Here is a 14820-nt window from a genome sequence, read left to right as displayed (position 1 = left end):
ACGACGGCGAGCCGGCCACCCGCTGACCGCGCGGGCTCAGGGCTTCGCGGCGCGGTACCACTGCGCCGCGCCCGGGTGCAGCGGCAGCGGGGTGGTGACGATCGCCGACCGCTGGCTCATCCGTCCCGCCGCCGGGTGCGCGGCGGCCAGTTCCGCCCGGCGCTCCATCAGCAGCCGGGTCACGTCGCGCACCAGCGCGGCGGGCAGGTCGGCGCGGACGATCAGGTAGTTCGGGTTCGCCACCGTGCTGACCGGTTCCGCCTGGTACATGGAGCGGGGGATGTCCCGGGTCACGTAGACCTGCCCGTACCCGCGGCGCAGCGCCTCGGTCCACTCGCCCAGGTCCACGATCCGCAGCGAGGTCCGCTCCGCCAGGTCGGCGACGCCGCGTACGGGCAGTCCGCCGGAGAAGAAGAACGCGTCGATCCGGTCCTCCCGCAGCGCGGTCATCGAGTCGTCCAGCCCGAGGTGCTCCTGGCGGATCCGGTCGCCGTCGAGCTGGGCCACCTCCAGCAGGCGGGTGGCGGTGATCTCGGTGCCGGACCCGTCGGCGCCCACCGAGACCCGCCGGCCGCGCAGGTCGGCGAGCGTGCGGATCGGGCCGCCGGCGCGGGTGACCAGGTGCAGCAGGTCGTCGTAGACGCGGGCCACGGCGAGCACGGACGGATGCTCGGGTTCACGTGCCGGGAGCACGTCGGCCTGGGTGAAGCCCAGTTCCGCCGCGCCGGACCCGACCAGCCGGACGTTCTGCGCCGAGGCGGCGGTGACCACCACCTCGGCCCGTACCCCGGGCAGCTCCCGGTTGAGCACGGCGGCGAGCGACTGGCCGAAGGCGTGGTAGACGGCGGTCGGGCTGCCGGTGGCGATGCGGATCCGGGTCGGCTCGGCCGGCTCGTCCCGGCATCCGGCCAGGCCGGAGACGAGCAGCAGCACCAGCACGAGCGGGGCGGCGGCGCGCACAGGCCAGTGTCGGCTCACGGGCTGCACTCTGCGCCGTGCACCCGCCGCCGCGCAAGCCCGCCGCCGGGCCGGTCAGCCGGCGGCGGCCAGCTCCGCGCTCTCGGTGATCCGGGTCCGGTGCTCTCCGTTGGGCACGATCACCAGGAAGCAGCCCGCGCCCGGCCGCAACGCCGCCGGCACCTCCAGCAGCGCCGCGCTGCGGACCAGCACCGCGGCCAGATCACGGTCGGCCAGCCGGATGCCGAGGCAGTGCCGGCGTACGTGCCGGCCGCCGGCGAGCAGCGCCGCCCGCCAGGCCGCCGCCGCCAGCCGGGGCCGCCAGAGCCGCCGCGCCGCCGAGGCGCCCGGGAACGGCCCGCCGAGCAGCTCCCGGCGGCCCTGCCGCCAGCCGGTGGTGAGCAGATTCGCGTACGCCGCCCGGTGCTGCGGCGGCACCGCCAGCCGGTGCAGCTCGTAGCGGCGGCGCAGGCCACCGGTGGTCAGTTCGTGCTGCACCGGCACGTCGAGTCGACCCAGCAGCTGCCGCATCCGGTGCGCCGCGTCCTCGCGGTTGAACTCGGCGATCCCGCCCCGGTGCGGTCCGGGGTCCAGGCGGCGTACGTCGGCGGCCGGCGGCGGCGTGCAGCGCACCATGCAGGCGATCTCGAAGGCGTCGGTCAGGGTCAGCCAGTCCAGCGGCGGGGACGGGCGGGGGCGGTCGAGCAGCGAGGTGGGCTCGGCGAGCATCGGCGCAGCTCCTCGGTCAGAGTCGGGGTACCTCTACCGTTGCCGCCAACGGCCGGGTCGGGAACCGATGCGGCCGAGCCTTGAGCAAAATTTGCGGGAAGCCCGCCGGTCAGAGTTCGGTGACCACCAGGTCGACCTGCCGGGGCCGCCCGGCCGCCCGGGGCGCCTCCTCGACCGTGTACTTCAGCTCCCGCAGCGCCCCCACCAGCGCGTCGGCGGTACGCGGCCGGGCGTCGGCGAGCAGCAGATCCCGTACCAGCCGGCCCTTCGTCGCCTTGTTGAAGTGGCTCACCACCGACCGGGTCGGCGTGCCGTCCACGGTCCGCTCGTGCAGCACCCGCACCGTCACCGTCCGCTCGGCGAGCGCGCCGCGCGGCGTCCAGGTGGCCGCGTACGCGCCGGAGCGCAGGTCCAGCACCGGGCCGCGTCCGGCGGCGGGCTCCAGCACCGGCCCGAGCGCGCCACGCCAGTACGCCGACAGCGCCCCGAGCCCGGGCAGCCGCGCCCCGATCGGGCAGCGGTACGGCGGGATCCGGTCGGCGAGGCGTACCGCGCCCCACAGCCCGGAGCTGATCAGCACCTGGCGGCGGGCCGCCCGCTGCGCGTCGGGCGGCAGCGTGTCCAGGCCCAGCGCCTCGTAGAGCACCCCGGTGTAGAGCCGCCCGGCCGGGGCGGTCGCCGCCTCCCGCAGCCGGGCGTTGCGGCGCAGCTCGCCGCGCTGCCCCTCGGTGAGGCCCAGCGCGGCCAGGGCCGCCGTCTCGTCCGGCCCGGCGCACAGGTCGACGAGCGCGGTCAGCACCGCCTCCCGGGCCGGGTTCAGCTCGGTCAGGGACAGCCGGGACAGGTCCAGCCGGCGGCCGGTGCCGGCCTCGGCCTTCCCCTCCGACGGGGGCAGCAGGATGAGCACCGGCACAGCGTACGGGCCGGGCTCAGCGCCACGGCCGCACGGCACGGTCGGGGTGGTACACGCGACTGCCGCCCACCTCGGCCACCACCGCCGCGTCGGCGCGGTCACCAAGCAGCCGCCGCAGTGTGCGCTCGGCGGGGGAGCCGACGTCCAGCACGTACCCGGGCTGTTGCGCGCGCGCCACCCGCTGCCAGTACGCCGGATAGCGGTTCTGCCCCGGCGTGAGCGCCCCGTCGAGCACACCGCACGCGACCGTCTCCCCGGTGTTGAAGATCAGCCGGTTGCAGGTCCAGTAGTCCCCGTACACCTCGTGCAGACCGGTGTTCCGCACCGTGTCGGCCAGGCGGCGGGCCGTGCGCTCCTCCTCCCGTACGCCCGGCACGCCGGCCAGGAACGCCACGGTGCCGGCCAGCGTCGCGGCGGTCAGCCCGGCCAGCACCACGGCCGCCGTGGCGCCGCCGAACCGGGCGGCCGGACCGGCGGTTCTGCGCAGCGCGTGCGCGGCGGCCAGCCAGAGCGGCCACAGCACGGCCGGCAGCGAGATCTGCAGCACCGACAGGTACCTGGAGTTGCCGAGTGGGTCGGTCGCGGCGAGCGGGCTGCGCACGTACGCCAGCAGGGTCAACGCCGCGCCCACTACCAGCGCGAGGATCGCCGCGGCCCGGACCCGCGCGGCGTGATCGGCGGCCCGGCGGTACGCGACCAGCCCGAGCGCCGCGGCGGCCAGCAGCAGCACCGGGTAGAGCACGCCGAACCACTGCGCCCAGCGCGCGCAGCCGTCCATCGGGCACATGCCCGACGCCAGCGGCACCCCCTCCAGCAGTCCGCCGCGCAGCCGTTCGGCGAGCGACGGCGCGACCCCCTCCTTGGTGCTGATCTCCCGGAACACCGACAGCGAGTCCTGCCCGGCCGGCGCGACGATGTTGTCCTTCACCACCGGCGCGATCCCGGCGGCGAAGCCCGCCACCAGCAGCACGCCCGGCCAGCCGATCAGCTCCCGGGGCATGGCCAGGACCAGCACCACGCCCGCTACCAGCAGGTACGGCGCGATCAGCCAGTCCGACCAGAGCGCCAGCCCGGCGAGCAGCCCGAACGCGCCGGTGGCCAGCCAGCGGTGCCGGACCCGCTCCTCGCCGAGCGCCACCGCGAGCAGCAGCATCGCCAGCACCGCCGGCTTCACCTCCGGACGGCCGCCGACCACTGTGAGCTGGTCGCGGACCACCCGCTCCGAGCCGAGCGCCAGCAGGCCCACCACGACGACCGCCAGCCAGGGGGAGAACAGGCGGCGGGTCAGCCGGTACGCCAGCCACAGGAACACCGCGAAGAGCGCGAGCAGCGGCAGCCGCAGCACCGGCCAGCTCGGCCCGGCCCAGCCGACCAGCGGCGCGGCCAGGTAGGACTCCAGCACGCCCATGTAGCGCTGGCCGTAGAGGAAGACCGGCCGCTCACCGCGCTCGGCGATGTGCAGCGCGGCCAGCCCGAACGTGGCCTCGTCGCTGTTCGACGCGGGCACCGTGAGCAGCGTCAGCACCAGGCGGTAGCCGACTCCGGCCACACCGAGCAGCAACGCCACCAGCGCCGGCGCGTCCGGACGCCGTCGTACCCGGTCCCGCTTCGCTGTCGACACGACCAACGCCCCCGTCGTCGCCCCGACCGCAGTCTGTCACGGCGGAACGCGGCTCCGAGGGCCGATCGGTGTGGATCACTCGCGTGGCCGGGCCCGGCCGGGTGTGGCAGTGTTGCAGCGTGCCACCCACACCACCGGACCAGCTTGCCGTACCGCGACTGCACCGCGCCGCGCGCTTCGAGGACGCCGTGCACGGCCTGGTCGAGCGCCGGTTGCGGCGCACCGGGTGGCAGCCCAACATCATCGCGTACGCGGGCTACGGCGCCCCGGGCTGGGCGCGGGTGCTCTGCCGGGTGCTGCTGGGCCGCCCGGACACCCGGCGGCGGGGCCGGCTGGACAAGGTGCGGGGCTGGCGCAGCTTCGCCACGCTGCCCGCCAAGCACATCCGGGTGACCATCGAGGCCGACGGCGTGCGCCAGGAGGTGACCGCCGACCGCAGCGGGTTCGTCGACACCGTGATCGAGGCCGACTTCACCCCCGGCTGGGGCTGCGTACGCCTCAGCGTCGCCGACGCCGAACCGGTGGAGGCGCTGGTCCGCGTGCTCGACCCGGCCGTCCGGTTCGGCATCCTCTCCGACATCGACGACACCGTCATGGTGACCGCGCTGCCCCGGCCGCTGCTGGCCGCGTGGAACACGTTCGTGCTGGACGAGCACGCCCGCACGGCGGTGCCGGGCATGGCGGTGCTGTACGAGCGGCTGGCCACCGCCCACCCGGGCGCCCCGGTCTTCTACCTGTCCACCGGCGCCTGGAACGTCGCGCCGACGCTCACCCGGTTCCTGTCCCGCCACCTCTACCCGGCCGGGCCGCTGCTGCTCACCGACTGGGGGCCGACCGCGGACCGGTGGTTCCGCAGCGGCCGGGAGCACAAGCGGGCCACGCTGGCCCGGTTGTCCCGGGAGTTCCCCGAGGTGCGGTGGCTGCTGATCGGCGACGACGGGCAGCACGACCCGGAGATCTACCGGGAGTTCGCCGCAGCGCACCCGGACCACGTCGCAGGGGTGGCGATCCGGCAGCTGTCGCCGACCCAGTCGGTGCTGGCCGGCAGCCTGCCCGCCCCCGCCGGACGGCCGTCGTCCGGCCCGGTCGGCCAGAAGTGGCTGAGCGCCCCCGACGGCGCCGGCCTCTGGAAGCTCCTCCGAGAAGCCGACCTGGTCTGACCGCCGGCCCCTCCTCTTCGCGTCGATCATGAGGTTGACCGCCTTGTAGAGATCAACAACTGCCGTCAACCTCATGATCGGCGGCCGACTGTCACGGCGTCACCACGATCTTGCCCGTCGCCGTTCCCTTCTCCAGGTACCGGTGCGCCTCGACGATGTCGTTCAACGTGAACACCCGGTCCACCATCGGTTGCAGCACGCCGGTGCGGACACCAGCGGCCAGGAACGCGGCGACGCGCCGGGCGGTCACCGGGTCGACCATGTCCGCAAAACTCATGTAGCGATAGATGGTCAGTGACGGATTCGCCGGGAACGACGCCGGGCGCGGGTCCAGCCAGCCCACCGTGGCCAGGGTGCCGCCGAGCTTCGCAGCCAGCGACAGCTCGGCCAGGCCCGGGCCCATGACAGCGTCCAGGATGATGTCGGCGCCCACCCCACCGGTGTGCCGCCGGGTGGCCTCCCCGATGTCCTCCCGGTCGGTGGCGATCACCGCGGCGGCTCCGGCGGCCAACACGCTCTCCACTTTGGCGCTCTGCCGGGTGACCGCGATCGGCACGGCGCCGATCTGGTTGGCGATCTGGATCGCGGCCCGCCCGACACCGCCCGACGCCGCGGTGATCAGGACCTGGTCCCCGGGCCGCATCCCGGCTCTGTCCACCAGCGCGCCGTAGGCGGTGAAGTACGACACCCAGAGCGCCGCCGCAGCGACGGGCTCCAGCCCGGCGGGCCGTGGCACGACCCGGTCGGCCGGCAGCACTGTGTACTCGGCGTACGCGCCCCTGGTCTCGAAGTCGGGTATCGCACCGAGGATGACCGGGTCGCCGACGGCCAGCCCGGTCACCCCGGACCCGAGCGCGTCGATCACACCGGTCCCCTCGACGCCCAGCCGCGCGTGCGGCAACGGCACGGGCCGCGGGGACTGCCCGGCCCGGACCATCTGGTCGAGTGGGTTGACCGCGAAGGCCTCGATCCGTACGCGTACCTCGCCGGCCGCGGGCTCGACGACCGGCTCGTCGACGACGCGCAGAACGTCCGGACCGCCGGTCTCGTCGAACACGACTACTCGTGGCATGAATGGCTCCTTGCGTTCCTGAAGGGCTTCGCCGCAAGACGCTACGGAGCCGATAGGAACCCGCTGGTACCTTTCGACTTTGTGCACGACACCCCGGGCCCGGTCTTCCTCGCCGATTGCCCCACCCGCCTGGCCGTCGAGATCATCACCGAGAAGTGGGCGGTGATCGTGCTGTTCGCACTCAGCCTGCAACCCCGGCGCCCCGGCGAGCTGGCCCACCTCATCGGCGGCATCTCCCACAAGGTCCTCACCCAGACCCTGCGCCGCCTGCAGGCATACGGCCTGGTCGAACGCCACGCCTACGCCGAGGCACCCCCACGCGTCGAGTACAGCCTCACTCCACTCGGGCAGACCCTGGTCGAGCCGATCAAGGTTCTGACCGACTGGGCTCGAGACAATGGCGAAGCGATCATCGACTTCCAGGAACAGAACGAGCGCTGAACCAACCCGCCCAACCGAAGACGCTGTCTCAGTGCCGGCCGCCGTGGCTGTTCTGGCGGTACTCGCACTCAGGCAGTTGCGGGTAGGAGCCAGAGCACGCCCAGCGGCGGGACCCGCAGAGAGACCGACGCGGGCAGGCCGTGCCACGGCACGTTCTCCGCGTGCACCTCGCCCAGGTTGCCCACCCCGGATCCGCCGTAGTGGTGGGCGTCGGTGTTCAGCGCCTCGGCCCACGTACCTGCTGCCGGCAGGCCGATCCGGTAGTCCTCCAGCGGCAGCGCGGAGAAGTTCGCCACGCACACCAGCGTCTGCCCGTCCGGGGCGATCCGGATGAACGACACCGCGTTGTTGGCCACGTCGTCCCCGGCGATCCAGCGGAAACCGGCCGGGTCGGTGTCCTGCGCCCAGAGCGCCGGGCTGGCCCGGTAGACCCGGTTCAGGTCGGCGACCATCCGCTGCACGCCCGCCCGGGCCGGGTCGTGGGTGAGGTACCAGTCGAGGCCGCGCTCCTCGCTCCACTCCCGGTCGTCGGCCAGCTCGCAGCCCATGAAGAGCAACTGCTTGCCCGGGTGCGCCCACATGTACGCCAGCAGCGCCCGTACGGTGGCCAGCCGCTGCCAGGTGTCGCCGGGCATCTTGCCGGCCAGTGACCCCTTGCCGTGCACCACCTCGTCGTGGCTGATCGGCAGCACGTAGTTCTCGCTCCACGCGTACGCCAGCGAGAACGTGAGCTGATGGTGGTGGTGCTGCCGGTAGATCGGGTCCTTGGAGGTGTAGAGCAGGGTGTCGTGCATCCAGCCCATGTTCCACTTGAACCCGAAACCGAGCCCGCCCTCGGAGGTGGGCTTCGTGACGCCGGGCCAGGCGGTGGACTCCTCGGCGATCATCAGCACGCCCGGGTGGTGCCGGTAGACGGTGGCGTTGACCTCCTGGAGGAACGCGATCGCCTCCAGGTTCTCCCGGCCGCCGTGCACGTTCGGCGCCCACTGCCCGTCGGAGCGGGAGTAGTCCAGGTAGAGCATCGAGGCCACCGCGTCCACGCGCAGCCCGTCGATGTGGAACTCGTCGAGCCAGTACAGCGCGTTGGCGACCAGGAAGTTGCGCACTTCGTTGCGGCCGAAGTCGAAGACGTACGTGCCCCAGTCGGGGTGCTCGCCGCGACGCGGGTCGGGGTGCTCGTACAGCGGGGTGCCGTCGAAACGCGCGAGGGCCCACTCGTCCTTCGGGAAGTGCGCCGGCACCCAGTCCAGGAGCACGCCGATGCCGGCGGCGTGCAGCCGGTCCACCAGATACCGGAAGTCGTCCGGGTCGCCGAACCGGGCGGTGGGCGCGTAGTAGCCGGTGACCTGGTAGCCCCACGAGCCGCCGAACGGGTGCTCCATCACCGGCAGGAACTCCACGTGGGTGAAGCCCATCTCCAGCACGTACGCGGTGAGCTGCTCGGCCAGCTCCCGGTAGCCGAGGCCCGGCCGCCACGAGCCCAGGTGCACCTCGTACACGCTCATCGGCTCCTGGTGCGGCGCCTGCCGCGACCGGCGCGCGAGCCAGTCCGCGTCGCCCCACTCGTACCGTGACTCGTGCACCACCGACGCGGTGGCCGGCGGCACCTCGGTGCGCGCGGCCATCGGGTCGGCCTTGTCCCGCCACCTGCCGTCGGCGCCCAGGATGCGGTACTTGTAGCGGGTGCCCACCGGCATGCCGGGCACGAAGATCTCCCACACGCCGCTGGACCCGAGCGAGCGCATCGGCCACCCGTCGTCCGGCGCCCAGCCGGTGACGTCGCCGATCAGCCGCACCGCGCGGGCGTTCGGCGCCCAGACGGTGAACGCGACGCCCTCGTCGAAGACCCGGGCGCCGAGCGCCGCCCAGAGCCGCTCGTGCCGGCCCTCGCCGATCAGGTGCAGGTCGAGGTCGCCGAGCGTGGGCGGATAACGGTACGGGTCGTCGTGCGTCGTGCCGTCCACCTCGACCCGGTAGTCGAGCACCTCGCCGGGGAGCACCGCCTCGAAGACACCGGCGTCGTGCACCCGCTTCATCGGGTGCGCCTCGCCGTCGACGAGCAGCGTCACCTCGCCGGCGCCCCGGCGCAGCGTCCGGATCGTGGTGCTCCCGCCGGCCGGGTGCGCGCCGAGCACGGCGTGCGGGTCGTGTACCTCGCCGGTGATCAGCTGGTCCATCGGGCGTCGTCCTTGTCGGCCGGTGCGGTCGGGGCGGTGCCGCCGGAGAGGTCGGCGGGTACGTCTTCGACTGTCAGGTCTGGTGCGGCCGGCTGCTCCGGTTCGGCGGGGGCCGGTGCGGCCGGGCGGCGCACGGTGAGCACGTGCGCCGGTTGCAGGTACGGGTCGAGGCGTACCGCGTTGCGCTGCCCCCAGTCGTACTCGGCGCCGGTCAGCTCGTCGCGCACGGTGAACCGCTCGTGCCAGTCCAGCCCGAGCGCCGGCATGTCGAGCGTGGTGTTGCCCCACTGCACCTCGCGGGAGTCGAACGAGCAGACCACGATCACCGTGTTGCCGGTCTGGAGGTCGTGCTTCGACCAGCACAGCAGCGCCGGGTTGTCGATGTCGTGGAACCGCAGGTTGCGCAGCTGGTGCAGGGCGGGGTTGTCCCGGCGTACCCGGTTCAGCGTGGTGATGAACGGCGCCAACGACCGGCCCTGCGCCAGCGCGGCGTCCCAGTCCCGGGGCCGCAGCTCGTACTTCTCGTTGTCCAGGTACTCCTCGGCGCCCGGCCGGGCCACGTGCTCGAACAGCTCGAACCCCGCGTACATGCCCCACGAGGGGGAGAGCAGCGCGGCCAGCACCGCCCGGATCTTGAACATCGGCGGGCCGCCGTGCTGCAACGACGAGTGCAGGATGTCCGGCGTGTTCGGCCAGAAGTTCGGCCGCATCCAGTCGACCGAGGCGACCAGCTCCTCGCAGTACTCCCGCATCTCGGCCGCCGTCGTGCGCCAGGTGAAATAGGTGTACGACTGGGTGAAGCCGATCTTGCCGAGCCCGTGCATGATCGCCGGCCGGGTGAACGCCTCGGCCAGGAACAGCACGTCCGGGTCGACCTTCTTGACCTCGGCGATCAGCCAGTGCCAGAAGTCGAACGGCTTGGTGTGCGGGTTGTCCACCCGGAAGATCCGGATGCCCTCGCCGACCCAGTGCAGCACCACCCGCAGCACCTCGGCCCGGATGCCCTCGGGGTCGTTGTCGAAGTTCAGCGGATAGATGTCCTGGTATTTCTTGGGTGGGTTCTCCGCGTACGCGATGCTGCCGTCGGCGCGGGTGGTGAACCACTCCGGGTGCTCGGTGACCCACGGGTGGTCCGGCGCGCACTGCAACGCCAGGTCCATCGCCACCTCGAGACCCTGCTCGGCGGCGGCCGCGACGAAGTCGCGGAAGTCTTCAGGCGTACCCAGATCGGGGTGGATGGCGTCGTGGCCGCCCTCGGCCGCGCCGATGGCCCACGGCGAGCCCACGTCGTCCGGCCCGGCGGTGAGCGCGTTGTTGCGGCCCTTGCGGTTGACCCGGCCGATCGGGTGGATCGGCGGCAGGTAGAGCACGTCGAAACCCATCGCCGCGACACCCGGCAGCCGCTCCATGGCGGTGGCGAACGTGCCGGAACGGGCGGGCGCGTCGACTGTCGCCGGGACCGCGCCCTCGGAGCGGGGGAAGAACTCGTACCAGGCGGAGAAGAGCGCCCGCGGCCGGTCCACCCAGAGCGTGCGCTCCTCGCCGGTGGTGACCAGCTCACGGACCGGGTGCTCCCAGAGCAGGTCGGCCAGGTCCAGCGCCGCGCTCACCCGCCGCGGCAGGTCCAGGCCGTCGTCGGCCAGGGCCCGCGCGGCTTCGCGTACGCGATCCCGGTCGGCCTTCGGCACCAGCTCCAGCGCGGCGGTCAGCACCCGTACGCCCTCGGCCAGGTCGTTCGCCAGCTCGGCCGCGCCCTGGCCGGCGGCGAGCTTCTTGGTGACCGCGTTCTGCCAGGTTAAGTACGGATCTTGGAACGCCTCCACGGCGAAGCGCCACAGGCCAACCGCGTCCGGGCGGATGGTGGCGTGCCAGCGGTCCTGGCCGGGTTCGCCCGGGCGCATCCGGGTGAACGGGCGGGCCGCGCCGTCCGGGCCGAGCCAGACCACGTTGCACCCGAGCGCGTCGTGGCCCTCGCGGTAGGCCCGCGCCGACACCGGCACGACCTCGCCGACCACCGCCTTGGCCGGGTAGCGACCGCAGGAGACGACGGGGGAGACGTCTTCGATCGGGAACCGTCCAGTCACCCGCTCAACCTACTGCGCGAGATCCTCTCGCGCTCGGCGACTTCACCTGAGCCCTCAACCCGCTCACGAGGGCGTCGAGTTCGTGCCGGTGAGGCACCCGTGCCGTTCCACCGAACGAGCGTGGGCTGCGGTGAGTGGAACGCTATGGGTGTCAAAAGGGCGCTGAGGCACCCATGGCGTTCCACCGAACGGGTGGCGGACTTCCGGCGGCCGGCCCCGTGCCACGAACGGCCTCTTTCCGCGCCTCGGGCACAGGGTCGGCGGGCTGCGGGCGCTCTGGCCCGCCGACGGCGACGTTCAGGTCGGCCGCTGGGCGACGAAGACGAACTCCCGGCCGGCGCGGTCGGGCGCGTCCCGCACGTCGAGCACCCGGTAGCCGGCGGCCGCCAGGCTCGCCTCGACCTCGTCCCGGTCGCGGAACCGCAGCGTCGAGTCCGACGTGACGACGGCGCCGTCGGCCGGGAACCGGTACGTGAACCGGAAGGACACGAACGGCAGGTCCACAGCGGTGACCTCGAGACGTCGTTCCACCGGCCCGACGCCCGGCACGTCCCGGGTCACCGGCGCGGTGTCCGCCGCCCACTCCTCCCACGCGCGGCGCTCGGGACGCCGCGTCTCGAACACGAGATGCCCGCCGGGCCGCAGCGCCGCGTGGACGCCCCGCAGGGTGCGCGCCCAGTCGTCGTCGGCGCAGAACACCTGCGCCACGTTGCCGGTCATCACGGCCAGGTCGGCGCGCAGCGGTGGCAGCGTCGTGGCGTCGCCGTGCACCCAGCGCACGCGGCCTTCGCGGTCCTTCGACCGGGCGACGGCGAGGGACGCCCTGGCCGGGTCGACCCCCACGACGGTACGGCCGTGCCGGGCGAGCAGCAGGACCAGGTTCCCGGTGCCGCAGCCGAGGTCGAGCACCACGCGCGCGTCCAGCTCGTCGGCGATCGCGAGGTACGCGTCCAGGTCGTCCCGGTCGCCGTCGAACGCGTCGTAGACCGGCGCGAGCCGAGGATGGGCGAAGATCGCATCCGGCATCCGGGGACTGTATCCGCCGCCGACCGCGAGGGGCGGGCTGTTGAGAAGGGGCCCTTCCTCTACCGCAGGCGTTAAGAAGGTGCCCTTCCTTACCCGCCCACCGAGCGGTAGACCTCGAGCGTCTGGCGGGCGATCGCGTCCCAGGAGAAGTGCTCCACGGCCCGCCGCCGCCCCGCCGCCCCGAACGCGGCGATCCGCTCCGGGTCGGCCAGCAGCTCGTTCATGCGCGCGGCCAGGTCGGCCACGAAACGCTCCGGGTCCAGCGGCGTGCCGGAGCCGTCACCGGCCTGCTCGATCGGCACCAGCAGCCCGGTCTCGCCGTCTGCCACCACCTCCGGGATGCCGCCCGTGGCGGTCGCCACCACCGCCGTCTCGCAGGCCATCGCCTCCAGGTTGACGATGCCCATCGGCTCGTACACGGACGGGCAGACGAAGATCGTGGCGTGCGTGAGCACCTGGATCACCTCGTGCTTGGGCAGCATCGCCGCCACCCAGACGACCCCCGACCGCTTCGCGCGCAGCTCGGCGGCCAGCTCCTCGACCTCCGCGCCGATCTCCGGCGTGTCAGGTGCGCCGGCCAGCAGCACCAGCTGGACGTCGGCGGGCAGCTCGCGGGCGGCGCGCAGCAGGTACGGCAGGCCCTTCTGCTTGGTGATCCGCCCGACGTAGACCACGCTGGGCCGGGACGGGTCGATGCCGAGCCGGTCGAGCACGTCGGTGTTCCGGTCCGGGGCGTACTGCGCGGTGTCGATGCCGTTGTAGACCACGCGGACCCGGTCCGGGTTAACCGCCGGATACGCGGTGAGCACGTCGCGGCGCATCCCCGCGCTCACCGCGATGATCGCGTCGGCCGCCTCGAACGCGGTCCGCTCGCACCAGGAGGAGAGCGCGTACCCGCCGCCGAGCTGCTCGGCCTTCCACGGGCGCAGCGGCTCCAGACTGTGCGCGGTGACCACGTGCGGCACCCCGTGCAGCAGCTTCGCGGTGTGCCCGGCCAGGTTCGCGTACCAGGTGTGGCTGTGCACCACGTCGGTGCCGGCCGTGCCGGCGGCCATCTCCAGGTCGACGCCCATGACCCGCAGCGCGGCGTTCGCGCCGGCCAACGCGGCCGGCTCGGCGTACGCGGTGACGCCGGGCTCGTCGCGCGGCGCGCCGAAGCAGTGCACCCGCACGTCGGCGAGCCGGCGCAGCTCGCGGGCGAGGTATTCCACGTGCACGCCGGCGCCGCCGTACACCTCCGGCGGGTACTCGCGGGTGAGCAGGTCGACGCGCATCGGTGCCATGCCCGCACCCTAGTGCAGAGCGGCGTGTCGCACGCGGTGCGCAAGTGTGGGCGTCCGAGTGGTGAAGTCGGTTCCGGGTCGTTAGCGTCTGAGCATGGCTGCCAAGGTGCTCGCGATCGTCCTGGCCGGCGGGGAGGGCAAGCGCCTGATGCCCCTGACGACCGACCGGGCGAAGCCCGCCGTCCCCTTCGGCGGGATGTACCGCATGGTCGACTTCGTCCTGTCCAACCTGGCGAACGCCGGCTTCCTCAAGATCGTCGTGCTGACCCAGTACAAGTCGCACTCGCTGGACCGGCACATCACCAAGACCTGGCGGATGTCGACGCTGCTCGGCAACTACGTCACGCCGGTGCCGGCGCAGCAGCGCCGCGGCCCGTGGTGGTTCGCCGGCTCGGCCGACGCGATCTACCAGAGCTTCAACCTGATCAACGACGAGCAGCCCGACTACGTGATCGTCTTCGGCGCCGACCACATCTACCGGATGGACCCCCGGCAGATGGTCGACGACCACATCGCCTCCGGCGCCGGGGTGACGGTCGCCGGCATCCGGCAGCCGCTGTCGATGGCCGACCAGTTCGGCGTGATCGAGGTCGGCGAGGACGGCAAGCGCATCCGCGCGTTCCGGGAGAAGCCCACCGACGCGGTGGGGCTGCCCGACGCGCCGGACCAGATCTACGCCTCGATGGGCAACTACGTGTTCACCACGAAGGCGCTGTGCGAGGCGGTCGAGCGCGACGCGGCGGACAAGACCAGCAAGCACGACATGGGCGGCAGCATCATCCCGATGCTGGTCGAGCGCGGCGAGGCGAACGTCTACGACTTCAAGGACAACGAGGTGCCGGGCAGCACCGACCGGGACCGCGGCTACTGGCGGGACGTGGGGACGCTCGACTCGTTCTACGACGCGCACATGGATCTGATCAACGTGCACCCGGTGTTCAACCTCTACAACTTCGAGTGGCCGATCTACACCGAGCAGCCGCCGTACCCGCCGGCCAAGTTCGTGCACGCCTGGGGCGAGCGGGTCGGCCGCGCGGTCAGCTCGATGGTGTCGCCCGGCTCGGTGATCTCCGGCTCGCTGGTGGAGAACTCGATCGTGTCGCCGAAGGTGAAGGTCCACTCGTGGGCGCACGTCGACGGCGCCGTGCTGATGGAGGGCGTCCAGATCGGCCGCCACGCGGTCGTCCGGCGCGCGATCCTGGACAAGAACGTCCACGTCCCGGAGGGCGCCGAGATCGGCGTCGACCTGGAGAAGGACCGCCAGCGCTACACCGTGTCCGACAACGGCATCGTCGTGATCGGCAAGGGCCAGCGCGTCGAGCCCTGAGCAGCACCACCGCAACCCGAGGAGGATCCC

At 72.9% G+C, this 14820-nt stretch carries 12 protein-coding genes; 3 read left to right on the top strand and 9 right to left on the bottom strand.

Going from position 1 to position 14820, the window contains the following annotated elements; translation table 11 throughout:
• Window positions 1-36: 36 nt before the first annotated feature.
• The 4 genes from MCBG_RS09180 to MCBG_RS09165 all read right to left on the bottom strand — a co-directional run bounded on the left by MCBG_RS09180 (window position 37) and on the right by MCBG_RS09165 (window position 4220).
• Entirely contained in the window at window positions 37-978 is a 942-nt protein-coding gene (locus MCBG_RS09180) for a TAXI family TRAP transporter solute-binding subunit (RefSeq protein ID WP_083297126.1), read from the bottom strand.
• A 54-nt stretch (window positions 979-1032) separates the two neighbouring features.
• Entirely contained in the window at window positions 1033-1686 is a 654-nt protein-coding gene (locus tag MCBG_RS09175; RefSeq protein WP_030499746.1) for a hypothetical protein, read from the bottom strand.
• Between the two features lie 109 nt (window positions 1687-1795).
• On the bottom strand, window positions 1796-2599 hold the full coding sequence (gene yaaA, locus MCBG_RS09170; RefSeq protein ID WP_084789663.1) for a peroxide stress protein YaaA: 804 nt from the start codon (window positions 2597-2599) through the stop codon (window positions 1796-1798).
• A gap of 16 nt (window positions 2600-2615) precedes the next feature.
• Window positions 2616-4220, bottom strand: coding sequence for a hypothetical protein (locus tag MCBG_RS09165; RefSeq protein ID WP_043325103.1), 1605 nt, complete (start codon window positions 4218-4220; stop codon window positions 2616-2618).
• 119 nt (window positions 4221-4339) lie between these two features.
• Here MCBG_RS09165 and MCBG_RS09160 point away from each other — a divergent pair, with 119 nt between their 5' ends.
• Window positions 4340-5380, top strand: a complete 1041-nt coding sequence (locus MCBG_RS09160; RefSeq protein WP_043330371.1) for an App1 family protein — start codon at window positions 4340-4342, stop codon at window positions 5378-5380.
• 91 nt (window positions 5381-5471) lie between these two features.
• Here MCBG_RS09160 and MCBG_RS09155 read toward each other — a convergent pair whose 3' ends face one another.
• Window positions 5472-6452, bottom strand: coding sequence for a zinc-dependent alcohol dehydrogenase family protein (locus MCBG_RS09155; RefSeq protein WP_043325102.1), 981 nt, complete (start codon window positions 6450-6452; stop codon window positions 5472-5474).
• Between the two features lie 81 nt (window positions 6453-6533).
• On the opposite strand from MCBG_RS09155, the gene MCBG_RS09150 reads away from it, so the two are divergent.
• Window positions 6534-6893 (top strand): winged helix-turn-helix transcriptional regulator, encoded by a 360-nt coding sequence (locus MCBG_RS09150; RefSeq protein WP_043325101.1) that lies wholly within the window; start codon window positions 6534-6536, stop codon window positions 6891-6893.
• A gap of 68 nt (window positions 6894-6961) precedes the next feature.
• Here MCBG_RS09150 and glgB read toward each other — a convergent pair whose 3' ends face one another.
• The 4 genes from glgB to glgA form a co-directional block, all read right to left on the bottom strand.
• The gene (gene glgB / locus MCBG_RS09145; RefSeq protein WP_043325100.1) at window positions 6962-9070 is read right to left on the bottom strand and encodes a 1,4-alpha-glucan branching protein GlgB; all 2109 of its coding nucleotides are present in this window, start codon (window positions 9068-9070) and stop codon (window positions 6962-6964) included.
• Window positions 9058-11154 (bottom strand): alpha-1,4-glucan--maltose-1-phosphate maltosyltransferase, encoded by a 2097-nt coding sequence (locus MCBG_RS09140; protein WP_043325099.1) that lies wholly within the window; start codon window positions 11152-11154, stop codon window positions 9058-9060. The genes glgB and MCBG_RS09140 overlap by 13 nt, the downstream gene beginning before the upstream one ends.
• Window positions 11155-11451: 297 nt before the next feature.
• A complete protein-coding gene (locus MCBG_RS09135) occupies window positions 11452-12180 on the bottom strand; it encodes a class I SAM-dependent methyltransferase (protein ID WP_043325098.1) in 729 nt (242 codons plus the stop codon).
• Window positions 12181-12269: 89 nt separating this feature from the next.
• On the bottom strand, window positions 12270-13463 hold the full coding sequence (gene glgA, locus MCBG_RS09130; RefSeq protein ID WP_043325097.1) for a glycogen synthase: 1194 nt from the start codon (window positions 13461-13463) through the stop codon (window positions 12270-12272).
• A gap of 94 nt (window positions 13464-13557) precedes the next feature.
• Between glgA and glgC the strand changes: the two genes are divergently transcribed.
• Window positions 13558-14790, top strand: coding sequence for a glucose-1-phosphate adenylyltransferase (gene glgC, locus MCBG_RS09125; protein WP_043325096.1), 1233 nt, complete (start codon window positions 13558-13560; stop codon window positions 14788-14790).
• Window positions 14791-14820 lie beyond the last annotated feature (30 nt).

Origin of the sequence: Micromonospora sp. M42 (assembly GCF_000568915.1) — a bacterium.
GTDB lineage: Bacteria > Actinomycetota > Actinomycetes > Mycobacteriales > Micromonosporaceae > Micromonospora > Micromonospora chalcea.
This window is presented reverse-complemented; position numbering and strand designations above follow the sequence as displayed.